Consider the following 21,145-nt stretch of genomic DNA (forward strand, 5'->3'; position numbering starts at 1 on the left):
AAAACTACCTTCTTTTCCCCTGTTTTGGGGTGTTTTTTCGCTCCACGAATCGCTATACTAAAAGAATATGGTTCGACCTCATATCGCTACTATTGGCAAAGTAGTCCGACAAGTCACTCGCCTGCGTGGTGGTGGCTCGGCCTTTCCTGGTCTCGTTATCGAAAAAATCGATCCTCGCTTCACCCGCGATGTACTCGCTAGCCTTCCATATGGCGTTGTCATCATCAGTGGCACCAATGGCAAGACCACTACCACAAAGATGACCGTCGAACTCCTCGAAAGCCAAGGGTTCCGCGTCTTTACTAATCGCACGGGGAGCAATTTCTCGCGTGGTGTCACCGCTGCTATACTCGGCGAGATCGATTACAAAGGTACGCTCAATGCTGACATCGCGGTGCTTGAGCTAGACGAAGCCCATGCAGTCAAATTTGTGGATATCATCCCACCTCGCTATAGTTTGCTGCTCAATGTTATGCGCGACCAACTCGATCGCTTCGGCGAAATCGATACCACTGCCCGCATGCTTGAGCATATTGCCCAGGCCACCACTCATACAGTCGTGCTCAACCGCGAAGACCCACGCATCGCCCCTATCGGTGACTCACTTACCGCTCGCACCCAAGCAGAGTACTTCGGTCTTAGCGACGAGCTACGCCCCAAGTTTCCATCCGACGACGACATGCGCTCCAGTACAAAAGCAATTGATGCACGCGATGCCGATGTCATCCTGACAAACTTCGACGGTAACACCGCCTCGTTCCATTTCGACAACCGTGACATAGCTGTACCGCTCAAACTCCGCGGCATCTACAATATCTACAACGCAGCAGCGGCACTCACCCTCACGCGTACCATTGCTGCCGAACGTTACAACAAGAAGGCCCTACTCGAAGCCCTTGGCAACGTCGTGCCAGCCTTTGGCCGCGGTGAGACGGTCATGCTTGACGGCCAACCTGTCGAGCTGGTACTCGTCAAAAACCCTAGCGGCTTCCGTCTAGCCCTTGAGTCATTCTCGCCAGATGGCTACGCAACCATGATCGCCATCAACGACAATTATGCCGATGGTCGTGATATGAGTTGGCTCTGGGATGTCGATTTTGACAGCCTTCGACCAGCAGGTGTTGCACACGTGAGCGGCGTCCGCGCCTACGACATGGCCCTTCGCCTTCAGTATGACGATGTCGAAACAGCACATGTCGACACCGACATACCAGCAGCACTGCGAGCTTTTTGCGCTGAGCATGCCGATTCACCAAAACGCATCTACTGCACCTATACCGCCATGCTTCGCCTGCGCGAGCTACTGAGCCGCATGACCCAAGTGGAGAAAATATTATGACCCAACCCGAACACACCCTCACTATCGTACAGCTCTACCCAGACGACATGAACATCTATGGCGACTGGGGTAACGTGCTCACTGTCATGAAACGTGCAGAATGGCACGGCCTCTCGCCCTCGCTCATCAACTACAATGTTGGCGATGAATTCCCTGCCGAGGCGGATATTATCATCGGTGGCGGTGGTCAAGACAGCGGTCAGCTCAAAGTTCAGGCGGATTTGCAGCAGATCGCACCGCGCCTGCGCGAGTTTGCAGATGCCGATACGCCTATGCTCATGATCTGCGGACTCTACCAGCTGTTCGGCAGGTTCTTCAAGACAAGCAAAGGTGAAATCATACAAGGTATCGACATCTTCCATGCCGAAACGCATGGCGGCCCGGAGCGCTTGATCGGCAATATCGTCACTACCAGCGAAGAGTTCGGCGAAATCATCGGCTACGAAAACCACAGCGGTCAGACATTCATTGACAGCGACATGCAACCGCTAGGCCGTGTCCGTCAGGGCGCTGGCAACAATGGCCAAGATGACACCGAAGGCTGCATCTACCGCAATGTCATCGGCACATATCTGCACGGATCACTGCTGCCCAAAAACCCGGCCATCGCAGATGGTCTCATACAAGAAGCCGCCAAGAAGAAATACCCCGACTTCACACTCAATATCCTTGAAGATCGCTTCGCTACGAAAGCTCGTGAAATCGCGCTCAAGCGACCACGATAGGCGCTGCCAGTAGCTAATTAGCTTGGAGTTTCTTCAGCTCAGCCACCACCTGCTCACCATGCCCATCCGGTGTCACGCGGCCATACGCTTTCACTACCACACCCTCCGGACTGATGATAAATGTCTTGCGCAGGATTCCCTCGCGCCCAAACTGTTTTTTGCCCCACGCACCATATGCATCGATAGTTACACCATCAGGATCGCTAAGCAGTGTGAAGTTAAGGTCATACTTCGCCTTGAATTTATCGTGCGCACTGGCTTCGTCCTTGCTCACACCCACTACCTGCGCACCAAGTGCTGTTAGGTCGTCACGGGCATCGCGCAGACTGCAGGCTTCGGCGGTACAGCCAGGCGTATCGTCTTTTGGGTAGAAGTATAGGACGAGCCACGAGCCAGCAAAATCCTGCAGGCTATGAGTCTTGCCTTTCTCGTCTGTCAAGGAAAAATCTTGTGCTGGATAGGGAACTTGTTTCATAGTCCTATTATACCGCGTCACGCTTAGGAATACTTTCAGTTTCGCGCTATACTATATATCAGTACTATGAGACCTGGTGAAAAACGACGAATCTACGAGTTCGATTTGCTGCGCGGTATTTTTATCGTGATCATCATCATCGACCACCTGCAATTCTGGCCTAGCCCACTCAGCTATGTCACTGGCGAAGGCCGCCTGTGGGTGTCGGCAGCCGAAGGCTTCTTCCTTATTTCCGGCCTGCTTGTCGGCTATATCCGCGCGTATAAAGATCAGTCCAAGCACCTCTGGGATATTTCGAAGAAACTGCTCCAGCGTGCACTCATGCTGTATCTCTGGGGTATTGGCATTACCTTTGCGATCACCTGCTTCACGCTACTCATGCACGGCAATCCTATGCTACCGAAACTGCCCGCTGCCGAGCAGCTCGCCTCGCCATTTGTATTCATCTGGAGCGTCATATCTGGCAATTATTTCAACGACTGGATCTACTTCCTGCGTCTTTATGCCATTATGCTCGCCGTCACGCCGCTCTTCCTCTGGATGCTTCGTAAGCGGCAAGAGCGCGTCATCGTCGCGTTCATGGCGCTTGCCTATGCTGTCAGTTTCGTCTGGCCAGAAGGTGCATTGCAGTGGCAAGTCCTGTTCTTTGGTGCGGCACTGCTCGGCTACAAGCTCGAGGCGATCGGTGCCTGGCTCTCAGCACACCCTATCATCAAACTCGTCGGTACCGTGGCGCTTGTCACCGCTACCATTGTGACTATGGTACTCAGCTATTTCTTCGTACTAAGCTGGGGGCTGGTAGAAAATCCAAACTGGCACTGGATGGACCGCGAGCAATACGTTGCTATCCGTGCCGTGATCGATCCGTGGTTTAGCTCCAGCCCTATGTCGATCGGCCGCATAGCGCTGGCGTTTCTCTGGATGGGAGGCTTGTTCATGTTCGTACATACGTTCCGTCGATTTGTCATGCGATGGTTCGGCTGGCTGCTCATCCCGCTCGGAGGCCGTTCGCTTTCCGCCTACTGCCTACAAGCGCTGTTACTCCCACTCATCGTGATCACTATTCCCGTCACCGTACCAATTCTCAACACTATCGTGGCACTTGGCACAGTGCTGCTCGTATGGTGGCTGCTGCGCGTCCCGATCATCAAACGATTTCTCCCTGTCTAGTCTCTGGTCAAAACCAAAATAATTTGCTACAATAACACGTGCATCTATCGGGGTGTGGCGCAGTTGATAGCGCGCGCGGTTTGGGACCGTGAGGTCGAAGGTTTGAGTCCTTTCACCCCGACCATAGAAAAAAGGCACACTCATGTGCCTTTTTTCTATGGTCGGTTACGGCTCAAATCTTCGACACGAATCTTTACCTGGCAAGATATTCATCCGCTACTTTTCAACCTCCATCAGTCGCCCGCTCTTACTCAGTTCAGGTTCTGTACAAGCTGCTAGGTTAAAACAGCATGGCCTGCGGTGCTTACCTTCAAGCTTAGATATCGTCTTGACAATACGTATCGCCCGCGTGTCGACGCTCCCAGTCGCATTGACCCAGCGAACCCATTCCCACCGTGCCATCGGTGTAATATCTTGCCACTTATCTTTGACTTTTTGCGGCGCTGCTGCCAGCGCATCCGCGATATCCTGAGGTAATGTTGGCTCTGGCCATATCTCACTCGTCGTCAGCTCTACACTCACGGTATCTCCCACTTTCACATCGGCTATCCGTTGCATCTCATCGGTTACCCGCAGCCAGTGACTCCATCGCCCGTCGGGTTCAAGCACGGTCGAGAATTCATGACCGCTTAACAGTCCCGTTACACTCACTTGCCCACGCGACGGCAGCTTGATACTCTCTTCTTCTGGCACTAGCAAAATCATATGGCTTTTCAGGGTGTGAAGAGTTGCATCAAATGTAACAGTAACTGGGTTTGCTTTCATACACCCAGTATACACCGACGAAACAAGCAAAAATCGCCGATTCAGGCGATTTTTGCTTGTTCTCACCCCTAGATTTGCTTCAGCTTGAGATCTGGGTACTGCTCTAGCTTGCGGCGGATAAATGCCGAAATACGTTGGTCGATAGATTCAGTTGTTCTCTTCACTCCTCTAGTCCTCCGTTTCGTTTTATCTTACATTTTCAAGTATAAGCGTTTCCACAAGTAACGTCTGTTGGATTCCTCACAGAAGCCTAGTGAAAAATGTCACATTCAACGCATCTAGCGTATACTGAAAGAGACATGACGCCACATATAGAGATTATTCGTAAAAATGGAACCTCACGGCTATACAAAGCAGGTACATCTCTGTTCTATCAAGGCGAGTTTCCTCGTCATGGTGTTTTACTCACGAAAGGGGCGGTTCGCGCCTACACAATTGCCAGTTCGGGCGAAGAACGGACAATCGGGTTCTACACTGCCGGCGACCTGCTGCCTATCGCGTGGCTGCTCGACCAAGTAGGCATATCGCTATTTCACTATGTGGCGCTCAGCGAGGTGCGCGCGCTACGTTTTTCGAAAGAAGACTTTGATCGCACGATTCTGGGTGATCCTGTCGCGCTCAAATCGCTATTTACCAATCTCAGTAGAGATTATTCAGCAGCTATGCTGCGTATCAACGGACTTGGTCAGTCGCGTGCCGACGAAAAGATTGCATTTACACTATACTACCTGGCGTTTCGCTACGGCACGCTACTGCCAGACGGGCGACACGAGATCAAATTACGCCTTCCTCACGTAGTAATTGCCAGCATGGTGGGACTCAGCCGAGAAAGCACCACAAAAGCCCTGCGATCCTTGCAGAGAAAAGGCATCATTTCCTACTCACGTGGCGTATATACCGTCAACAAATCATCGCTAGAGCACTACGTAGGCGAGGATATCTACCAGAGCCTCGAGCTAGCCTAACTCATGTAAAATTTACGAGGCCTAGCTTATTGCCAGACCGCGAATATCACCGAGCCGATACTCATCACCACCAAAAAATACGCGCTATTCAACCACAAGAAGCCCCACGCACGTTTGCTATACAGTGTCACGCCCACAGTCGTGGCCGCTACAAGTCCGAACCATAGCACTAGCCCGGCTACCATTCCTTCGGCTACTGTCGCAACATCCAGCGAATTGAGTACCAACGCCAATGTAAACGCCTGCACAAGCGACGATACCGCCACCGCCGCGATAATCTTGTTCGCCTGCTGAGTCGGGATCTTCAGTATGTCGATCTTGGTATACTTCGTCCATGCACGAGCAAATCCAGCGGTTGAATACCACCACGCACCAACCACCATATATAGCAGCCACGCTATCAGCACTGCCCAGTAATTTATCCCTGCTAATTCCAACATACCTATCTCCTGTTATGTGATGTGTTCATCATACCATGCCAAACTTGTTAGTATAGATAGTATGACCAACTACAATATTCTCTATATCCACTCACACGACACAGGTCGGCACATCGAACCGTACGGCTTTCCGGTCAGTACGCCAAATCTCGCCAACCTCGCCCAGCAAGGCACACTGTTTCGCCATGCCTTTTGTGTCGCGTCATCGTGTTCGGCTGCTCGAGCATCTCTCATGACTAGCCTCTACCCACATCAAAACGGCATGACCGGTCTCGCACATCGCGGCTGGCATCTTACAGATTATTCTAAAACCCTCGTTGCGTTTCTCAACGATCAAGGTTACCACACGGCACTCATGGGCGAAAGCCATATCACGCCCTATGACGAGACAGAGTTTCCACACCAAAATAGATCAAGAACGCTGCAACCTACTCGAGCTGTCGCACAGTAAAGCAAGCATGGCCAGTGTGCTGACAAGGAAGCCGAATCTTTGCACATTTCATGTTGCACCGTGTAGTCCTATCAGCATGCTTGCTTGTAGGCTTATACTAGATGTAGGAGGACATACTATGAAAGCAATTTGGCATGACACCGTAATCGCAGAAGCGCCTGAGGGGGATTTGATTCGTATCGAGGGAAATTGGTATTTTCCACCGAGTAGCCTACATCGCCAATTTTTCCAGCCGAGCGACCATCATACCACCTGTTTTTGGAAAGGCGATGCAAGTTATTACGACGTCGTCGTAGACGGCCAGGCAAATGACTTCGGCGCATGGTATTACGCACAGCCAAAAGCAGGCTCTATCGAGCGGGTGAAGCAAGATTTCACTGATTACGTCGCGTTCTGGAACGGCATTACGGTTGAGGCGTAGATACCAAACTAGCATAGAATTGTTATGATATATGTATGAAGATTGTTGTCTTTGGCGCAAACGGAAAAGTTGGGCACCGCGTAGTAGCAGAGTTGCTTCAGCGAGGTCATCATGTGCGAGCGTTTGTTCACTCTCGATCAAACCTCCTGCCGCAGCACGACAATCTCGAGATTGTGCATGGTGATGCATGCTCAGCCCAAGATGTCACAATGGCACTCGATAGTATAGATGTCGCCATGAGTACGCTTAGCAGTTGGAAGTCATCCGGCGAAGTTCTCAGTACCTGGGCTTCTCTCGTCGTCAATTCTGCGCACGCCACCCCAGCACTACGAGTTGTCAGTCTCACAGGCTCGGCGGTGTTACAGCCCAAGGATCACGCCGCTTGGTACGATTATCTCAACCGTGTTGTCTTGCGGATAATTGCACCTAGAGTATTTCATGATGGCGCACAGCACATCGATATACTCGCCAGCTCATCACTCGACTGGCATGTCCTACGCTCGCCGGTCATGCGCGTCAAACCATCTCATACGTACCAACTCAGTACGCACCCACCACTACCATGGCAAACTATTCCTTACGATGCCGTCGCGCGGGCATTGTGTGACATCGCCGAAAAGCCAAGAGTCGAGCATCGAACACCGTTTATCGTGCCTTATTAATCAAGTGAGGATGTTGGTACATACATCAATATAATTCCGCCAGTATCGAGGCGCCGCTCTTCGCGCAGTACGAGTTTTTGGTACGGCACCCCTTCGGCAAATAAGCGCTTGCCGCTACCTAAAAATACCGGCGCCAGGCATAGACGATATTCGTCGAACAAATCGGCTTTCATCAGTGACTGCGACAACTCGCCGCTCCCAAACACAAACATATTGCCATTACCCTGCTCTTTCACCGTACGTAGCTCACTCACTGCATCGCGCACGATCGTGGTATTCTCCCATTCGGGCGTATCGATCGTAGTCGAGCAGACGACTTTTGGCATGGTGTTTAGCTGCTCGGCTTTCGGGTCATTACTGGCATTTTGCCAGTACTCGGCCATGCCATGATACGTATTGGCGCCGTACACGATCATATTGGCCATATCGAGCTGCTCTACTGTAAACGCTTCTAGCTCGTCGCCCCACACCGTTTGATGAAACTCCAAATCCCACGGCTTCGCGCCCTCATAGTAGCCATCGAGCGTCGTCGCGACAATTAACTCATTGCTGTTTTGTGGTGTGCTCACGTTTCATACGCTGATACTCTGGGTCTGATTTAGCCGCGTGGTACGCCGCATAGAATATGCGTGCAGATTCGGCTTTTACCGGATCTTCTGAGCTGCGAGGAAGTTCTGCGCGACCATGCGCACCGCTCTGACCTTTTTTGTCGGCCGGCACAGGTCCATCATATTTTTTGCCGCCTTTGTGATTAGCATAGCGGCGCGAGCGCGTATAGCCCATCTGCAAAAACTTACGCGCCATGTCCATGCCGACGAAATCACCCTGGCTTTTGTATGTATAAAACATCTCGAGTATGGTGTCGGCCGACTGAGCAGCTTTGTCTGGAGTGGCAAATTTCCAGTGCGGCAGTAGTTCGCTTTTGTACGGCTCGGCGAGCAGCACACCTTGTTCGCCGCGGCCCACCCGATACTTCTCGGGGTGTGTGCGAAAATCGATATCGCGGTAGTGGTCTCTGTAAGTGGTAGTCATCTTGTTACCAGTATACTCGCAGATATAATTAGGTCTCAGAGAAAATTTCCGGGGATATCGAAGGATACTAGGGTTTTTGCCGAGTGTTTGGAAGCTAGAACTGCCACGCGCCTGCCGAATAGCTCCACGACACGCCATATCCCGGCAATGTGGTCGCCACACCCGCCCGTGGGCATGCAACACCCGAAGTCGTGATAGCATAGCCATGCTCGGCCACTACCCCACCCGGACCAACCTGAAATGCAGTACCTGATTTACTTGCGGCTACGATAGCATAGGTAGCGTCCGAACCAGTCGTGACGCGACAGTACAGTAGATTGTAGTAGCCTGTACCATTGTAGTAGCCCTCACCGTACGAGCCTTTGGATACTTTTACATCGCTAAGAGAGTTAATGGTGGCCGGGTATGCACTATTAAGTACATTGTAGTTTTCGACCAATTTGCTGAGATTTTTTAGATCGGACTTTACTGTCGTATCATTTGCTCGATTTTGAACGCCGTTGAATGCAACTATGGTGATCGCAGCGAGTATACCGATTACTACGATGACGATAAGAAGCTCCACGATAGTAAAACCTTGCTGTCGTTTAAATGTTACCCTGTTCATTTATCTTACTAATCCCCTTACCCTTTTATGACTCTGTAACAAATAGATGTTAAGGATATTACCTTAATTTCTACCATCACCGCCCGGTTGTGATAAACGTGCATAGCATGTAACCCTTACTTAGTCCCTATTATAGCTATGTGCAGATCAAACACAAGCATCTTGATATAATCTTGATGTTATATATAACGATATTTATTTATTGTAAAACAATAAATACTATGCTACGCTAGTAATATGAAGAAGACAACCATCTACAGTGGATCAACAATATTCTTGCGTATGGCCGTAAGCGCCATCGGCCTCGGAGTACTAGCACTTTGTGTGTATTTGCTTCCTATCATGTGGGCAGAGGCCTACCGAGAGTGGCCGCAGCATGGCTATGCCGTGCGCGCCGTAGTGGTAGCGATGTACGTCTCGACCGTGCCGTTTTATCTCGGTATTTACAAAGGCTGGCGCATACTCGATGCGATCGACGCAGGCAAGGCATTTTCCGCCCAAGTCACGGCGGCGCTACGTGTGATTAGCTACGCAGCTGCCAGTATTAGCCTCGTCTGTACACTCAGTTTGCCTTTTTTCTACATATGGGCACAGCACGTCGATGCACCCGGGCTCATGGTGATCGGTATGTTTCTCGTGGGTATGCCCCTCATTATCAGTGTGGCGGTCGGCATACTGCAGCGACTACTCGCCGAAGCAGTGCATATGAAATCCGAAAACGAGCTAACGGTATAACCATGAGCATCGTCATCAACATCGATGTGATGCTCGCGAAGCGCAAAATGAGCGTGACAGAGCTAGCCGAGCGCGTAGGCATCACCATGGCGAACTTGTCGATTCTAAAGAATGGTAAGGCGAAAGCCATCCGCCTATCCACTCTCGAAGCTATCTGCGATGCACTTGACTGCCAACCGGGCGACATACTTGAATACCGCGCCGATGTGTAGATATTTGAGTTATTTATATAGCCATATACAGCCAAAAGTGTGCACGATGTTGTGTCAAAGTCTACATTATTTGCATCTGTAAATATACATCTAGCGTGCATAGATAGTTGACACACACTAGCTAGTTGCTTATGCTAGTATTTGTGTTTTTTACGAATAGACGTAAAAGCACGAATCAAACCGTGTCAATGGCAGATTATTCACGACACGAACCTAAAGGAGAAAATCAATGACAATCAAATCAGGCCTCGCGGCTGTCGTCGCGGTCTTTTCGGTAGTGCTGCTCGCCAGTCCTGCCACGCATGCAGAGGAAAAAACTGCTGCTACCCCAGTAAAAGTTACCGTACAAGCCGGCGACACATTGGAGAAAATTGCCAGTGAGCATGGTGTCACCTACGTGCAGCTCTACAACGCCAACGCTGGTATCGCCAATCCAGACATGATCGATGTAGGCCAAGAGCTCACAATACCCGCAGCCGATGCTCAACTGCCAGATCGCTACGCTGAGTTTGCTGCACAGCAAGCAGCCACACCGATCGCCGCTGCTGCTACCACGGCCAGCTACCCTGTCTACTCGCAGACCTACACACCTGGATCACAGGCAGTCTATGCGACAGACAGTAGTGGCAACACCTATTTCAAAGGCTACTGCACATGGTATGCCAAAAGTCGTCGCCCAGACCTACCCAACCAACTTGGCAACGGTGGTCAGTGGGTAGCAAACGCCGCTGCACGTGGTATCGCCACAGGTAGCACGCCGAAGGTTGGCGCTATCGCCGAGACAAGCGGCCACGTTGGCTATGTAGAAGCTGTCAATGCCGACGGCACTATCACCATCTCGGACATGAACGGCCGTGCAGGCTTCGGCAATGTCGGCAGCTACACCGCAAACGCTGGCAACTACCAGTACATCTACTAGAACGCTGGTACCGTGCCGGCACCGCTCGGTACCACAATGTCTGCTAGTTTGAGCGCTTGATCCTTCGTGTTGGACGAGGGATCAGCGCCCACTCCATAGCTCAGAATTAGCCAGTCACGGCCGTCGAGTACACTCAGCTGACCGTTACTGGTATTGAAAAACGCGGCGTCACCCACACCCTGCACAACCTCCGTGGCGCCGCGTGGCTGGCTCTTCACAAAATCACGCTTGTTCTCAAGCACACCGTCGTCGTTGATACCTGAGCGAACAATTATGGCTGCCACCACCATTTGGTTTTGGTCGTGATTACCATCTGTATAGCCGCATTTGCTCACAGCTGTATTGCGAGACACGACTGGCGCATCGTCGACACTCTGGATTGTGGCCGAACCGAGCAAGTCTGTCGCCTCTTCCGTAGTAAACAGTTTGCACGCGTTTGTCGGATCGTACACCACCTTCGGCGCAGTGGTATGCGCAAACCACACTACAAGTCCCATACCAGCAGCAAGCAAGACAATCGCAAAAAGCATTGTCAGGAGACACTGAGTGTGCTGAGCCACATATAATTTCACCGAACGCAGACGATGGTTCATGCCGATTTGTCTGTCTTTTTTGTTGTAGGCGTTTTTTTGGCCGGCTTAGGCTGCCAGGTTGTGAGTAAATATGCGATGACACCAAGCAATATAACGATGATAACGCCAGAGCCGGTGATGATCGGCATGCAAGGGTCGATAGATTCTCCGAGTGTCATGGATTCCATAGTATGAACGTGTCCTGCGTGTGCGAAAGAACTGATAAACATATGCCTCATTCTACCACGCAGAGCTCGAAGCACGTAGTATAATAGGGCTATATGCACAAAAACTCACCCCATGCGGTCGCCGTGGCCGCGACACTCCACTGCCTAACAGGCTGTGCGATTGGCGAGATCACTGGTATGGTGATCGGCGAAATATTTGGCCTGACAAATGAGCTCACTATTCTGCTGTCGTTTACCCTGGCGTTCGTGTTTGGCTACACACTATCGGCACTCCCACTGGTACGCGGCGGTCTGAGTTTTGGTGCAGCACTACGACTCGTACTTGCTGCCGATACGGTGTCGATCCTCACTATGGAACTCGTCGACAACGCAGTGATGTATGCCATACCTGGCGCCATGGGCGCAGGCCTAGTGAACCCGCTTTTCTGGGTGAGCATGGCTGTAGCACTCTTCGTCGCGTTTTGGGCGGCGTATCCCGTAAACCGCTACCTCATCGCTCGTGGCAAAGGGCACGCGCTCGTACATGCACAGCATGACCACGGTGCGCACAGCGAGCATCATCACGAGCATGCAGGTCACAAGGAACATCACCATATGGCTCGTCTTGAGCAGACTCCCACACATAGCATGGATAATCGACCGCTGCTCTATGCGATCATCGCGTTTCTCCTCGGCGGCCTAGTAGTATCGCTAGCCGCGACGACGTTTGACCGAGCAGAGTACGAACATCTACAGCACGCAGCAACCACCTCTACACAGCGCTAGGAATCGGCTCTTCGGCGTAGCCGCTAGTATCGCCGCGTGCCCACACTTGTACAGCCCCTCCGTAGTTTGACAGGTCTGCCATAACTGTCTGAGGACTCACAAAACGCCACTCGGCGATTTCGCTCGCCTGCAGCACGATCGGGCTTGTATCTTCGACAGGAGCAGTGGCGCGAAACATAAACTGATACGTATGCATGATTTCGCTGATACGATCCACCATATAGGCAAACGACACGTCCCGAGCCACAAGCTCAATTCCCGTCTCTTCGTATAGCTCGCGCAGCGCTGCTTCGCGCGGGGTCTGGCCGTCTTCTACCCAGCCACCAGGAAACGACCAGTAGGGTTTGTAGTGCGCCTTGAGAAGCAATGCTTCTCCTGCGGCGTTTTCGAGTATGATACCCGCACTCGATGGCCGCGCCACACGGGTAGCGAGAAACTTCTGAACTTCCTCGCGCTCATACATATTATTTCGCAAACTCTATCGCGCGGGTCTCGCGAATGACATTGACTTTGATAGTACCAGGATATTGCATGGTGCTTTCGATCTTGGTGGCGATATCGCGCGCGAGGCGGATAGCGCTCAGATCATCAACCGCCTTCGGACTCACGATGACGCGAACTTCGCGGCCAGCACTGATGGCGTACGCTTTATCGATGCCCTTGAAGCTAGTAGCAACGTTTTCGAGTTCACGCATACGTTCAGCAAAGTTCTCTGCCGAGATATTACGAGCGCCTGGACGAGCTGCACTCGCAGCATCGACTACGCGCACCACAAGCGCTTCTGGCGTGGTGGCTTCGATATCATCGTGGTGAGCTTCTATGGCATGGACAACTTCGGGTTTCATACCATATTTGCGCGCAAGTTCCGCTCCAATATGATGATGTTTGCCTTCAACTTTATGTGTGACAGCTTTGCCTACGTCATGCAGCAAGGTGGCGATTTTGACCGTACGAATATCTGCGCCGATCTCATCGGCGATCATACCGGCGATCTGCGCCATTTCGGTACTATGCTTGAGCACGTTCTGCCCATAACTCGTGCGAAATTTGAGTTCACCGAGCAGGCGCAGCATTTCTTTTGGTATACCGACGACACCGACTTCGCGAGCCGCGTCTTCACCGGCCTGTTTGATTTCTTTGTCGACTTGCTTCTGGGCTTTGGCCACCACTTCTTCGATACGACCCGGATGAATACGACCGTCTTTCATGAGCATTTCCATAGTGACACGAGCTACCTGGCGACGCACAGGGTCAAAGCTAGACAGCACCACCATACCCGGCGTGTCATCTACGAGCACATCCACACCGGTCTCGCGTTGGATAGCCTGGATATTGCGGCCTTCTTTGCCGATGATACGGCCTTTCATCTCGTCATCGGTAAGTTTGAGTGCCGTCACAGTGCGTTCGGCCGTCACTTCGCTGCTCATACGTTCCATGGCCGTGAGCAGGATCGTCTGCGCACGCTCTTCGGCATCTTCCATGGCGTCGTTTTGCAGTTTACTGACAAGTCCTACGAGATCATGTTTGATATCTCGCTCCGTCATCTCCATGAGCTTTTCAGCCGCATCTTCTTTTTTCAGCTTGGCAATCTTCTCCAGCTTTTCCTGCTGCTTGCCACGAATATCACGAATCTCGATTTTTAGCTTCTCGATCTCATCCTCTTGCGTACGCATTCTCTCGGCACGTTTGTCGAGCTCATCGAGTTTACGGTCGAGTGAGGTCTCGCGGTCGAGCAAACGGTCTTCGGTACGCTTGAGCTCTTTGCGCGCCTGAGCTTCGTCTTTTTTGGCACCGTCGGTAATTTCGATAGCCTTGTGTTGGGCTTTTAGTACAATATCGTTGGCTTTTTTCTCGGCGTCGGCTATAGCGTGTTCGCCTTTGCGCTTGGCGCCAGCGCGCTGCGAGCGCTCGTAGCCAACCGCCCCACCTACACCCAAAAGAAGTCCTACCACTGCGGCAAGAATCTCTATCATATATCCATCCTTTCTCCTGCTGACCCCTGTCTCGGGCTTTGCTACATATAAAAGGTATCGGTAGCCCGCTTCTTGTGGGGCGCTGTAATGCAGAAATCAGTTAATCAGTAAATCAAACGCTTAATATAAATCAGAAAGCTATTTCTATTGTAGCCCTAGCCCGAGCAAAAGTGCAACCACTTATTTGCGCGGGGCAGTGATACGCGCCTCACGGCCGTATTCTGGCAGCACAATCTGGTCGTTTTCGCCGGCAGCAAGCCGGGCCAATGCGTCGTCTCGCCATTGCTCACCCAGTGTGCCCACGATAGGAATGTGCTCACTGTCGGCGACAGTGTTGAGGGTGGTGATGCCGATACGCAGGCCAGTGAAGCTTCCTGGGCCACAGAGCACGCCGATACCGTCTAGGCCTGCCAGCGTTTGCTCGTGTTCGGCAAGCTTGGCAACGAGAAACTCGAGCAGCCCACGTGCCAGCTCACGATCAGCCTGCCAGGCATATTCATATCGCGCTTCGCCGTCGACAAGTGTCAGTTTACACTCCGGCGTCGATGTATCGAGGAGCAAAATCATGTGCTTGCCTCCATCAATTCCTTCGAACGTTCACCGCCCGTCGTCCATGACACATCTCGGGCTTGCTCGTCGTCGGCCACCAACCTTATCGTAAGCGTCACTCGGTCGGTCGGCAATATGCTAGCCACTGTCTCAGCCCACTCGACCACTGTCACGCCGTGCTCGTCGGCCAGAGATTCGGCCAGCTCATCCGCCATAATACCCGCGTTGTCGAGGCGATAGAAGTCATAGTGCACCAGGTGTAAACCACGCTCACCATCGTACTCGCGACTTATAGCAAACGTCGGACTCTGCACCGCGTCATGCACACCCAGACCACGCGCTAGACCTTTTGTAAACGTCGTCTTGCCAGCCCCTACGTCACCGACCAGCTCCAGCACTTCGCCACCATGAAGATTCCGGGCAACGCGCTCACCAAAAGTCAACATTTCACCAAGTGATGATACTATCATTGCCACTAGTATACCGATATAATTATGCGCTAGTCAAAACAAATATGACTAGGGTATACTAGAGCGTAAGCAGTATGCGTATTTCAGATAAAACATTTCTGGCGATGGTGGGCATGGGCGATACGCTCACGCAGGAACAAATGGACACTCTCAAACAAGAGAGTGCCAAAACCCATATGCCCATGCAGTCGCTTGCCACAAAGAAAGAAATGCTGACCGACGAAGCAATCACCCGTCTCTTCTCCGAATACACCCAAATCCCCTATGCCGAAATCGACCCAAAAAAGATTCCTGAAGCTGCCCTGAAAAAGATTCCTGAACGTATCGCCCGCCAATATAACGCCATCATCTTCCAAATTGACGACGATGGTCTGATCCATTTGGCCATGGAAGATCCCGATGATGTCGAAGCAATCAACTTCCTCCAAAAGCAAATCGGCACCAACACAAAACTGTATGTCTCTCCGCATGATGTCATCTTGAGTGCACTTGACGCCTATCGTGGTGATGTCAACAAAGAGTTGGGTGAAGTCATCAGTATCCAATCCGAAGACACCAAAAACGAAGCCGTCCGCGAAGAAGACGTCGCCGAAGATTCGCCTATCGCCAAAACCGTCAACCTCTTGCTTGAATATGCCATCCGCTCTGGTGCGTCCGACATCCATATTGAGCCACGAGAAGAATATATTCAGGTGCGCTACCGTGTCGATGGTGTCCTGAAAGAAGTCAACCGCCTTCCGAAAAATATCGCAAATGCACTCGTCAGTCGCGTCAAGATCTTGTCCAACCTCAAAATCGACGAACGTCGCGTACCACAAGACGGCCGCTTCAAAATCCATCTTGGCGGCCGCCAGTTTGCATTTCGTGTCAGCACACTGCCAATCACCGACGGCGAGAAGATCGTTATGCGCGTGCTCAACGAGTCAAACGAAGCCCTACCACTCGAGAAACTCGGCTACTGGGGTAAGTCGCTCGAAGTTATCAACAACGCACTCGAAGAACCAAATGGCATGATCCTAGTAACAGGCCCGACTGGATCCGGTAAATCTACCAGCCTTTTCAGTGTTCTGAGCCGCATGAACACGCCAGATGTCAACATCTCCACTATCGAAGACCCCGTGGAATACAAAATTCCCGGTGTCAACCAGACGCAGACAAACGTAAAAGCCGGCATGACCTTTGCGTCCGGCCTACGTGCACTTCTCCGCCAGGACCCAAACATCATCATGGTCGGTGAGATCCGTGACGGCGAAACAGCAAATCTGGGCGTCCAGGCCGCACTGACTGGACACCTCGTTTTCAGCACACTCCACACCAACAACGCGGCCACCTGTCTGCCGCGCCTGCTCGACATGGGTATCGAACCGTTTCTTATTGCAAGTACTGTCAAAGCCGTCGTGGGTCAGCGCTTAGTGCGTCGCTTGCGTTACCAAACCCGCGAGCAGTACGAACCGACAGAGGAAGAGAAGAAATACGTTACCAGCCTTTTTCATCTACGCGAAGGACAGACCTTTGCTCATATTCACGAGCTCGAGAAACAGGCTGCTGCTATGGGTATTGGGGGTGACGCACCACTAGCAACCGACGAGCATGGTATCAAGTTACTCTGGCGTAACAATACCGACGACAACGACGATGGCGCCCACAGCGGCTTTAAAGGGCGTGTTGGTATATACGAAGTCCTAGGTATATCGGTGCCAATCCAGAAAATGATCACCGGCAACGCTACGAGCAACGATATCCAGGACGCAGCAATCGGCGAAGGTATGACCACCATGCAGACAGACGGCCTCATCAAAGCACTGCGTGGTGAGACGACTGTCGAAGAAGTACTGAGGGTAACTAAGGAGTAATCATGCCAAAATTTAGCTACGAAGCCACCTCCACTACTGCACCGGGCACTATCGTCAAAGGTGAAATTGAGGCAGCTGATCGGGAGAGCGTTGTAAGTGCACTCGGCAAACAACACCTCAATCCCGTCAGTATCAAGGAAGCCAAAGCGGGCGGCTTCAATCTTAGTCTTGGTGGTGGCAAAGTCAAGTCAGACGAGCTCGTGATCTTTACACGACAACTCAGCGCCATGATCAGCGCTGGCGTACCGCTTCTGCGCTCACTCAATTCACTCGCTGAGCATGCTGAAAATCCAGCCTTCAAAAAGATCCTCAATACAGTCATTATCGATATCCAAAGCGGTACCGGTTTTGGTGAAGCACTCGAAAAATACCCGCGCGTCTTCAGCGATGTCTATGTCAACATGGTCAAAGCCGGCGAAACCGCTGGTATCCTGGACGACATCCTCAAGCGCCTAGCGACGCAGCAAGAAAAAAACGCCACTATCCGCAAAAAGATCAAAAGTGCTATGTCCTATCCGATGGTACTGGTTGTCATCATGATCGGCGCATTCTTCGGGCTGATGCTGTTCGTGATCCCGCAAATCGGCAAGATTATCACTGATTTGGGCGGTCCAGATGCCAAGCTTCCACTACTCACTCAAATCATGCTCGGAATTAGCGCCTTTTTGCTCGGCTATTGGTTCCTATGGATGCCTGCGCTTGTTGGTGCCGTCTTTGGTGTGACACGCTACTTACGTACTCCTGGTGGTAAACGCAATTTTCACATTCTTATTCTCAAGCTTCCGCCTGTCAACACTATTATCAAAAAGGTTGCCGTTGCCCGCTTTGCACGAACCTACTCATCACTCATCGGTGCTGGCGTTTCAGTCATCGAGGCCATCCATGTAACCGGACGCGCCATCGGTAACACCGTCTACATGGAAGCGCTAGAAGACGCAGCCAATCGTGTCAAAAATGGTGAACAGCTATCAAAGATCGTCGAAGAGCGTGAAGATCTCTTCCCCTCTATTCTTTCTCAGATGCTATCTGTGGGAGAAGAGACAGGACAGACCGATGTCGTGCTCATCAAAGTCGCCGATTTCTACGAAGAAGAGGTGGATGTAGCAATCGACGGCATCAGTTCCATCATCGAGCCAGTCATGATCGTATCGATGGGCTCCATGGTCGGTCTGATTGCCGCAAGTGTGATGGGACCTATCGCAAGCATCTCGCAAAACATCAAAGGCTAGCACTAGTATAAGCATGAGCTTCATGCTATAGTGAAGACAAACTAACGCGTGGGCGACATGGGAAAGCTGTTTTACAAAGACAAAACATTAATTGGGCTCGACATCAACACCACCGAAATCAAAGTTATGTCGGTCGATGCAGAAAAATGGCTCGTACGTGGATACGGAGCTATTGATGTCGATGCCGCACGCATGAAAAAGGTCTTCGACAAAGGCGATCCGTATCTCGAGACACAGATCAAGACATTACTGTCTGAAAAGGTCATCGGTGATATAAATACTGATCAGATTGTAGTCAGCCTCCCCACCTCACGCACCTACGCGCGTGCGTTTACTGTACCAATTTCCGCAGAGAAAAATCTCAAAGAGGCAGTCGAACTTGAAGTCGGGCAATATGTGCCTATCCCCGTTTCACTGCTCTACGTCGATTATGAAGTAGTCGATCGTACCAAAGACACTCTCACCGTTATCATGTCGGCTGTGCCACAGGCACTTGTCAACAATGTCATGACCTCAATCGACGCAGCCGGTCTAACTACAAACGCAATCGAACCAAGCATTAACTCGATTGCACGCCTCCTGCGTACCACCGAAGAAGGCGATCTGCCAACGCTTATCGTCGATATCGGCCCCGCCAATACCGACATTGCAGTACTCGACGGATCGATTCGTGTCACGGGAGGTACGACGGTTGGGGGTAATACTTTCACACTTGATATCGCCAAAAAACTTGGCGTCGCACTCGAAAACGCACACCAGCTCAAAGTTCTTAACGGTCTCAACCCTGGCCCCAGACAAAAGAAAATTACTTCGGCCGTCGAACCAAGTCTGCAACGTATCACTTCTGAGATTCGCCGCGTTATGCGCTACTACAACGAACGTATCTCTAGCGAGAAAAAACTCGAGCAACTCCTCATCGTAGGCGGCGGTAGCAACATGCCCGGTATCGGCGAATACTTCACCAACGATCTGCTCATGCCGTCTCGCGTCGCCAGTCCATGGCAAAAACTTGACTTTGGCGCACTAGCTCAACCTGCTAAGCAGTTTCGCTCGCGTTACATCACTGTCGCAGGGCTTGCTAGCTTGACGAACGAGGAGGTCTGGAAATGATCAATCTCCTACCCCCAGAGTCTGCCAAGCAACTACGTGCAGCTCGCCACAACACACTGCTCCTCAAATACGTTGTCGGACTCGGCATTACACTTGGTCTCATCGTACTCGTATACGGTGCGACATTTGTCCTCATGAAATCTACAGAGCTCGCCAACAACGCGTCGTCGGCAGCAAGTAAGCAGAAAATTGCTAACTATAACCAAGCGGCAGCAGAAGCGAAAGCATATACAGCAAATCTCAGTATGGCAAAATCTATTTTTGACACAGAAGTTTCATACACGACGGCGCTTCACAAAATTGCTGCTGCACTCCCTAGCGGTACGGTTATCGAGGCACTTAATCTTTCTCCTACTACTATTGGCACACCGAGTACGCTTACGTTGCTTGCCAAAACAAAACAAGATGCACTCAACGTTAAGCCCGCACTTGAAGCGCACAAAATAGCAAACGGCATCACTATCGCTAGCCTCAATGAAGGTAAAGACAGTGCACAAGCAGCTCCAACAGCCGCCTCTGATCAAACATATCCTGTCACCCTCAATCTCAATCTCACATTTGACAAAACTGTCTTTGTTGCAGAGGAGAAGTCATGAACAAAAATCCCCTAGGTCAACTTACCGCCAGCAAGCTTCGGCTTATTTTGCTCGGCTCCGCCGTGATACTTGTACTGGCTTCAGCTGGGCTAATCATCCTCGGACAACAAGCAGTATCTAGCTACGGTAAAGAAGTATCATCTACCGTTGCCGTGTCATCATCTGACGAAAAAACGCTTCAAGATCTCGAAATCGTTAGTCGAGCACTCGCGTCACAAAAACCAATAGTAGACAAATCCAAGCTTATTATCGCAGACAAAAACAATACCTATACATACCAAAAGCAAGTCATCCAAGATATTACGCGTTATGCGGATATGGCAGGCGTACAAGTTGTCGGCTTCACTTTTGCAGAGACAGGCGGAGTAACAACTGGTGCTCCAGCCACAGCAGCCGCATCTACTCCCGCAGCAGGCACGAAAGCCGGGGGCATCGCAACTCCAGCTGGAGTCACACCAGTCAACGTGACTGTCGCGCTCGGTGGCGACGTTTCCTATGACACGCTTTACAAGCTTCTCCAGCTCCTCGAGGGTAATCTACTGCGCATGGAAATCGAAAGCCTAGACCTAAGCCGCCCGAGTGGCACTGAAGCATCAGCCGTCTCATCATTAACCATACGGATATACACACAAAAATGAGTAAACCAGCAAATCCAGCAGAGCAGTTCTTTGTCCGCTATAATCTCGTCATATTAATAGTGCTCGCCACGGGCATTCTTAGTGTCAGTATTGTACTAGCCTATCAAGCCTATCTCGCCGCCTCTACGCCAACGACATCCGATATCAAAAGCGAAATACCGACTAATTTTGACAAGGCAACAGGCAAGAAGATTGAGCAGTTGCACACTAGCGATCAACAAAACATCAATGTCACTCCACCAGAGGGGCGCTACAATCCATTTTCTGAGTAGGACAGAGGAGGT

At 51.3% G+C, this 21,145-nt stretch carries 29 protein-coding genes and 1 tRNA gene; 18 read left to right on the forward strand and 12 right to left on the reverse strand.

Annotation, left to right across the window (positions count from 1 at the left end):
* Positions 1-67 precede the first annotated feature (67 nt).
* Together GII36_RS04735 and GII36_RS04740 are read left to right on the forward strand one after the other, a co-directional pair.
* Entirely contained in the window at positions 68-1,339 is a 1,272-nt protein-coding gene (locus GII36_RS04735) for a Mur ligase family protein (RefSeq protein WP_260762989.1), read from the forward strand.
* Complete coding sequence (locus GII36_RS04740) at positions 1,336-2,064, forward strand: type 1 glutamine amidotransferase (protein WP_260762991.1); 729 nt, start codon at positions 1,336-1,338, stop codon at positions 2,062-2,064. The genes GII36_RS04735 and GII36_RS04740 overlap by 4 nt, the downstream gene beginning before the upstream one ends.
* 13 nt (positions 2,065-2,077) lie before the next feature.
* Here GII36_RS04740 and GII36_RS04745 read toward each other — a convergent pair whose 3' ends face one another.
* Positions 2,078-2,539 (reverse strand): peroxiredoxin, encoded by a 462-nt coding sequence (locus GII36_RS04745; RefSeq protein WP_260762992.1) that lies wholly within the window; start codon positions 2,537-2,539, stop codon positions 2,078-2,080.
* A gap of 66 nt (positions 2,540-2,605) precedes the next feature.
* Here GII36_RS04745 and opgC point away from each other — a divergent pair, with 66 nt between their 5' ends.
* Both opgC and GII36_RS04755 read left to right on the forward strand, forming a co-directional pair.
* Positions 2,606-3,709 (forward strand): OpgC domain-containing protein, encoded by a 1,104-nt coding sequence (opgC, locus tag GII36_RS04750; protein WP_260762995.1) that lies wholly within the window; start codon positions 2,606-2,608, stop codon positions 3,707-3,709.
* 48 nt (positions 3,710-3,757) lie between these two features.
* Positions 3,758-3,833, forward strand: a tRNA-Pro gene (locus GII36_RS04755).
* 92 nt (positions 3,834-3,925) lie between these two features.
* Here GII36_RS04755 and GII36_RS04760 read toward each other — a convergent pair.
* Positions 3,926-4,474 (reverse strand): YdeI/OmpD-associated family protein, encoded by a 549-nt coding sequence (locus tag GII36_RS04760; protein ID WP_260762997.1) that lies wholly within the window; start codon positions 4,472-4,474, stop codon positions 3,926-3,928.
* 299 nt (positions 4,475-4,773) lie between these two features.
* Between GII36_RS04760 and GII36_RS04765 the strand changes: the two genes are divergently transcribed.
* A complete protein-coding gene (locus GII36_RS04765) occupies positions 4,774-5,439 on the forward strand; it encodes a Crp/Fnr family transcriptional regulator (protein ID WP_260762999.1) in 666 nt (221 codons plus the stop codon).
* 26 nt (positions 5,440-5,465) lie between these two features.
* Here the strand turns inward: GII36_RS04765 and GII36_RS04770 are convergent, their stop codons facing one another.
* The gene (locus GII36_RS04770) at positions 5,466-5,879 is read right to left on the reverse strand and encodes a DUF1761 domain-containing protein (RefSeq protein ID WP_260763001.1); all 414 of its coding nucleotides are present in this window, start codon (positions 5,877-5,879) and stop codon (positions 5,466-5,468) included.
* A 61-nt stretch (positions 5,880-5,940) separates the two neighbouring features.
* Here GII36_RS04770 and GII36_RS04775 point away from each other — a divergent pair, with 61 nt between their 5' ends.
* The 3 genes from GII36_RS04775 (at position 5,941) to GII36_RS04785 (ending at position 7,413) form a co-directional block, all read left to right on the forward strand.
* Positions 5,941-6,330 (forward strand): sulfatase-like hydrolase/transferase, encoded by a 390-nt coding sequence (locus tag GII36_RS04775; protein WP_260763002.1) that lies wholly within the window; start codon positions 5,941-5,943, stop codon positions 6,328-6,330.
* 118 nt (positions 6,331-6,448) lie between these two features.
* Positions 6,449-6,751, forward strand: coding sequence for a DUF427 domain-containing protein (locus tag GII36_RS04780; protein WP_260763005.1), 303 nt, complete (start codon positions 6,449-6,451; stop codon positions 6,749-6,751).
* Positions 6,752-6,786: 35 nt separating this feature from the next.
* Positions 6,787-7,413, forward strand: coding sequence for an NAD(P)-dependent oxidoreductase (locus tag GII36_RS04785; protein WP_260763006.1), 627 nt, complete (start codon positions 6,787-6,789; stop codon positions 7,411-7,413).
* Here GII36_RS04785 and GII36_RS04790 read toward each other — a convergent pair.
* From GII36_RS04790 to GII36_RS04800, 3 genes are all read right to left on the reverse strand, one after another.
* The gene (locus tag GII36_RS04790) at positions 7,410-7,982 is read right to left on the reverse strand and encodes a dihydrofolate reductase family protein (RefSeq protein ID WP_260763009.1); all 573 of its coding nucleotides are present in this window, start codon (positions 7,980-7,982) and stop codon (positions 7,410-7,412) included. The genes GII36_RS04785 and GII36_RS04790 overlap by 4 nt on opposite strands.
* Entirely contained in the window at positions 7,957-8,445 is a 489-nt protein-coding gene (locus GII36_RS04795) for a DUF4385 domain-containing protein (RefSeq protein ID WP_260763012.1), read from the reverse strand. Before GII36_RS04795 ends, GII36_RS04790 begins: the two co-directional genes overlap by 26 nt.
* A 94-nt stretch (positions 8,446-8,539) precedes the next feature.
* On the reverse strand, positions 8,540-9,052 hold the full coding sequence (locus tag GII36_RS04800; protein ID WP_260763022.1) for a type IV pilin protein: 513 nt from the start codon (positions 9,050-9,052) through the stop codon (positions 8,540-8,542).
* A gap of 237 nt (positions 9,053-9,289) precedes the next feature.
* Here GII36_RS04800 and GII36_RS04805 point away from each other — a divergent pair, with 237 nt between their 5' ends.
* The 3 genes from GII36_RS04805 (at position 9,290) to GII36_RS04815 (ending at position 10,918) form a co-directional block, all read left to right on the forward strand.
* Positions 9,290-9,787: a DUF2975 domain-containing protein gene (locus GII36_RS04805; RefSeq protein ID WP_260763024.1), complete on the forward strand. Its 498-nt coding sequence runs from the start codon at positions 9,290-9,292 to the stop codon at positions 9,785-9,787.
* 2 nt (positions 9,788-9,789) lie between these two features.
* A complete protein-coding gene (locus tag GII36_RS04810) occupies positions 9,790-9,999 on the forward strand; it encodes a helix-turn-helix domain-containing protein (RefSeq protein WP_260763025.1) in 210 nt (69 codons plus the stop codon).
* A gap of 229 nt (positions 10,000-10,228) precedes the next feature.
* A complete protein-coding gene (locus GII36_RS04815; RefSeq protein ID WP_260763028.1) occupies positions 10,229-10,918 on the forward strand; it encodes a COG3942 and LysM peptidoglycan-binding domain-containing protein in 690 nt (229 codons plus the stop codon).
* On the opposite strand, the gene GII36_RS04820 is transcribed toward GII36_RS04815, so the two are convergent.
* Together GII36_RS04820 and GII36_RS04825 are read right to left on the reverse strand one after the other, a co-directional pair.
* Positions 10,915-11,511 (reverse strand): hypothetical protein, encoded by a 597-nt coding sequence (locus GII36_RS04820; protein WP_260763030.1) that lies wholly within the window; start codon positions 11,509-11,511, stop codon positions 10,915-10,917. The two genes, GII36_RS04815 and GII36_RS04820, sit on opposite strands and share 4 nt — an antisense overlap.
* Positions 11,508-11,720, reverse strand: a complete 213-nt coding sequence (locus GII36_RS04825) for a hypothetical protein (protein WP_260763032.1) — start codon at positions 11,718-11,720, stop codon at positions 11,508-11,510. The genes GII36_RS04820 and GII36_RS04825 overlap by 4 nt, the downstream gene beginning before the upstream one ends.
* A 51-nt stretch (positions 11,721-11,771) precedes the next feature.
* On the opposite strand from GII36_RS04825, the gene GII36_RS04830 reads away from it, so the two are divergent.
* Entirely contained in the window at positions 11,772-12,443 is a 672-nt protein-coding gene (locus GII36_RS04830; RefSeq protein ID WP_260763034.1) for a DUF4396 domain-containing protein, read from the forward strand.
* Here GII36_RS04830 and GII36_RS04835 read toward each other — a convergent pair.
* The 4 genes from GII36_RS04835 to tsaE form a co-directional block, all read right to left on the reverse strand.
* Positions 12,430-12,906, reverse strand: a complete 477-nt coding sequence (locus tag GII36_RS04835; protein WP_260763036.1) for an NUDIX domain-containing protein — start codon at positions 12,904-12,906, stop codon at positions 12,430-12,432. The genes GII36_RS04830 and GII36_RS04835 overlap by 14 nt on opposite strands.
* A 1-nt stretch (position 12,907) precedes the next feature.
* Positions 12,908-14,416: a ribonuclease Y gene (rny, locus tag GII36_RS04840; protein ID WP_260763038.1), complete on the reverse strand. Its 1,509-nt coding sequence runs from the start codon at positions 14,414-14,416 to the stop codon at positions 12,908-12,910.
* 180 nt (positions 14,417-14,596) lie between these two features.
* Positions 14,597-14,983 (reverse strand): tRNA (adenosine(37)-N6)-threonylcarbamoyltransferase complex dimerization subunit type 1 TsaB, encoded by a 387-nt coding sequence (tsaB, locus tag GII36_RS04845; RefSeq protein ID WP_260763041.1) that lies wholly within the window; start codon positions 14,981-14,983, stop codon positions 14,597-14,599.
* Positions 14,980-15,435: a tRNA (adenosine(37)-N6)-threonylcarbamoyltransferase complex ATPase subunit type 1 TsaE gene (gene tsaE, locus GII36_RS04850; protein ID WP_260763042.1), complete on the reverse strand. Its 456-nt coding sequence runs from the start codon at positions 15,433-15,435 to the stop codon at positions 14,980-14,982. The genes tsaB and tsaE overlap by 4 nt, the downstream gene beginning before the upstream one ends.
* Positions 15,436-15,509: 74 nt before the next feature.
* On the opposite strand from tsaE, the gene GII36_RS04855 reads away from it, so the two are divergent.
* Genes GII36_RS04855 through GII36_RS04880 form a run of 6 tightly spaced genes read left to right on the forward strand, consistent with a single transcriptional unit; the run spans position 15,510 to position 21,133 of the window.
* Positions 15,510-17,288: a GspE/PulE family protein gene (locus tag GII36_RS04855; RefSeq protein ID WP_260763044.1), complete on the forward strand. Its 1,779-nt coding sequence runs from the start codon at positions 15,510-15,512 to the stop codon at positions 17,286-17,288.
* Positions 17,289-17,290: 2 nt separating this feature from the next.
* Positions 17,291-18,517, forward strand: coding sequence for a type II secretion system F family protein (locus GII36_RS04860; RefSeq protein WP_260763047.1), 1,227 nt, complete (start codon positions 17,291-17,293; stop codon positions 18,515-18,517).
* A gap of 57 nt (positions 18,518-18,574) precedes the next feature.
* Positions 18,575-19,627, forward strand: a complete 1,053-nt coding sequence (pilM, locus tag GII36_RS04865; protein WP_260763049.1) for a pilus assembly protein PilM — start codon at positions 18,575-18,577, stop codon at positions 19,625-19,627.
* Positions 19,624-20,223, forward strand: a complete 600-nt coding sequence (locus GII36_RS04870) for a PilN family protein (protein WP_260763051.1) — start codon at positions 19,624-19,626, stop codon at positions 20,221-20,223. The genes pilM and GII36_RS04870 overlap by 4 nt, the downstream gene beginning before the upstream one ends.
* Complete coding sequence (locus GII36_RS04875) at positions 20,220-20,861, forward strand: hypothetical protein (protein WP_260763053.1); 642 nt, start codon at positions 20,220-20,222, stop codon at positions 20,859-20,861. Before GII36_RS04870 ends, GII36_RS04875 begins: the two co-directional genes overlap by 4 nt.
* Positions 20,858-21,133: a hypothetical protein gene (locus GII36_RS04880; RefSeq protein WP_260763055.1), complete on the forward strand. Its 276-nt coding sequence runs from the start codon at positions 20,858-20,860 to the stop codon at positions 21,131-21,133. The genes GII36_RS04875 and GII36_RS04880 overlap by 4 nt, the downstream gene beginning before the upstream one ends.
* The last annotated feature ends 12 nt before the right edge of the window (positions 21,134-21,145 follow it).

It is taken from the genome of Candidatus Mycosynbacter amalyticus, from assembly GCF_025273655.1.
Classification (GTDB): domain Bacteria; phylum Patescibacteriota; class Saccharimonadia; order Saccharimonadales; family Saccharimonadaceae; genus Mycosynbacter; species Mycosynbacter amalyticus.

What these genes read in the sequence shown, in the direction of transcription:
- GII36_RS04800 (WP_260763022.1), bottom strand. Translation starts at nt 9,052, where the DNA reads ATGAACAGGGTAACATTTAAACGACAGCAAGGTTTTACTATCGTGGAG.
- GII36_RS04775 (WP_260763002.1), top strand. Translation starts at nt 5,941, where the DNA reads ATGACCAACTACAATATTCTCTATATCCACTCACACGACACAGGTCGG.
- GII36_RS04805 (WP_260763024.1), top strand. Translation starts at nt 9,290, where the DNA reads ATGAAGAAGACAACCATCTACAGTGGATCAACAATATTCTTGCGTATG.
- GII36_RS04735 (WP_260762989.1), top strand. Translation starts at nt 68, where the DNA reads ATGGTTCGACCTCATATCGCTACTATTGGCAAAGTAGTCCGACAAGTC.
- GII36_RS04860 (WP_260763047.1), top strand. Translation starts at nt 17,291, where the DNA reads ATGCCAAAATTTAGCTACGAAGCCACCTCCACTACTGCACCGGGCACT.
- GII36_RS04780 (WP_260763005.1), top strand. Translation starts at nt 6,449, where the DNA reads ATGAAAGCAATTTGGCATGACACCGTAATCGCAGAAGCGCCTGAGGGG.
- GII36_RS04880 (WP_260763055.1), top strand. Translation starts at nt 20,858, where the DNA reads ATGAGTAAACCAGCAAATCCAGCAGAGCAGTTCTTTGTCCGCTATAAT.
- GII36_RS04740 (WP_260762991.1), top strand. Translation starts at nt 1,336, where the DNA reads ATGACCCAACCCGAACACACCCTCACTATCGTACAGCTCTACCCAGAC.
- GII36_RS04770 (WP_260763001.1), bottom strand. Translation starts at nt 5,879, where the DNA reads ATGTTGGAATTAGCAGGGATAAATTACTGGGCAGTGCTGATAGCGTGG.
- pilM (WP_260763049.1), top strand. Translation starts at nt 18,575, where the DNA reads ATGGGAAAGCTGTTTTACAAAGACAAAACATTAATTGGGCTCGACATC.
- GII36_RS04785 (WP_260763006.1), top strand. Translation starts at nt 6,787, where the DNA reads ATGAAGATTGTTGTCTTTGGCGCAAACGGAAAAGTTGGGCACCGCGTA.
- GII36_RS04820 (WP_260763030.1), bottom strand. Translation starts at nt 11,511, where the DNA reads ATGAACCATCGTCTGCGTTCGGTGAAATTATATGTGGCTCAGCACACT.
- GII36_RS04765 (WP_260762999.1), top strand. Translation starts at nt 4,774, where the DNA reads ATGACGCCACATATAGAGATTATTCGTAAAAATGGAACCTCACGGCTA.
- GII36_RS04855 (WP_260763044.1), top strand. Translation starts at nt 15,510, where the DNA reads ATGCGTATTTCAGATAAAACATTTCTGGCGATGGTGGGCATGGGCGAT.
- tsaB (WP_260763041.1), bottom strand. Translation starts at nt 14,983, where the DNA reads ATGATTTTGCTCCTCGATACATCGACGCCGGAGTGTAAACTGACACTT.
- GII36_RS04795 (WP_260763012.1), bottom strand. Translation starts at nt 8,445, where the DNA reads ATGACTACCACTTACAGAGACCACTACCGCGATATCGATTTTCGCACA.
- GII36_RS04875 (WP_260763053.1), top strand. Translation starts at nt 20,220, where the DNA reads ATGAACAAAAATCCCCTAGGTCAACTTACCGCCAGCAAGCTTCGGCTT.
- opgC (WP_260762995.1), top strand. Translation starts at nt 2,606, where the DNA reads ATGAGACCTGGTGAAAAACGACGAATCTACGAGTTCGATTTGCTGCGC.
- GII36_RS04825 (WP_260763032.1), bottom strand. Translation starts at nt 11,720, where the DNA reads ATGTTTATCAGTTCTTTCGCACACGCAGGACACGTTCATACTATGGAA.
- GII36_RS04815 (WP_260763028.1), top strand. Translation starts at nt 10,229, where the DNA reads ATGACAATCAAATCAGGCCTCGCGGCTGTCGTCGCGGTCTTTTCGGTA.
- rny (WP_260763038.1), bottom strand. Translation starts at nt 14,416, where the DNA reads ATGATAGAGATTCTTGCCGCAGTGGTAGGACTTCTTTTGGGTGTAGGT.
- GII36_RS04870 (WP_260763051.1), top strand. Translation starts at nt 19,624, where the DNA reads ATGATCAATCTCCTACCCCCAGAGTCTGCCAAGCAACTACGTGCAGCT.
- GII36_RS04835 (WP_260763036.1), bottom strand. Translation starts at nt 12,906, where the DNA reads ATGTATGAGCGCGAGGAAGTTCAGAAGTTTCTCGCTACCCGTGTGGCG.
- GII36_RS04830 (WP_260763034.1), top strand. Translation starts at nt 11,772, where the DNA reads ATGCACAAAAACTCACCCCATGCGGTCGCCGTGGCCGCGACACTCCAC.
- tsaE (WP_260763042.1), bottom strand. Translation starts at nt 15,435, where the DNA reads ATGATAGTATCATCACTTGGTGAAATGTTGACTTTTGGTGAGCGCGTT.
- GII36_RS04745 (WP_260762992.1), bottom strand. Translation starts at nt 2,539, where the DNA reads ATGAAACAAGTTCCCTATCCAGCACAAGATTTTTCCTTGACAGACGAG.
- GII36_RS04760 (WP_260762997.1), bottom strand. Translation starts at nt 4,474, where the DNA reads ATGAAAGCAAACCCAGTTACTGTTACATTTGATGCAACTCTTCACACC.
- GII36_RS04810 (WP_260763025.1), top strand. Translation starts at nt 9,790, where the DNA reads ATGAGCATCGTCATCAACATCGATGTGATGCTCGCGAAGCGCAAAATG.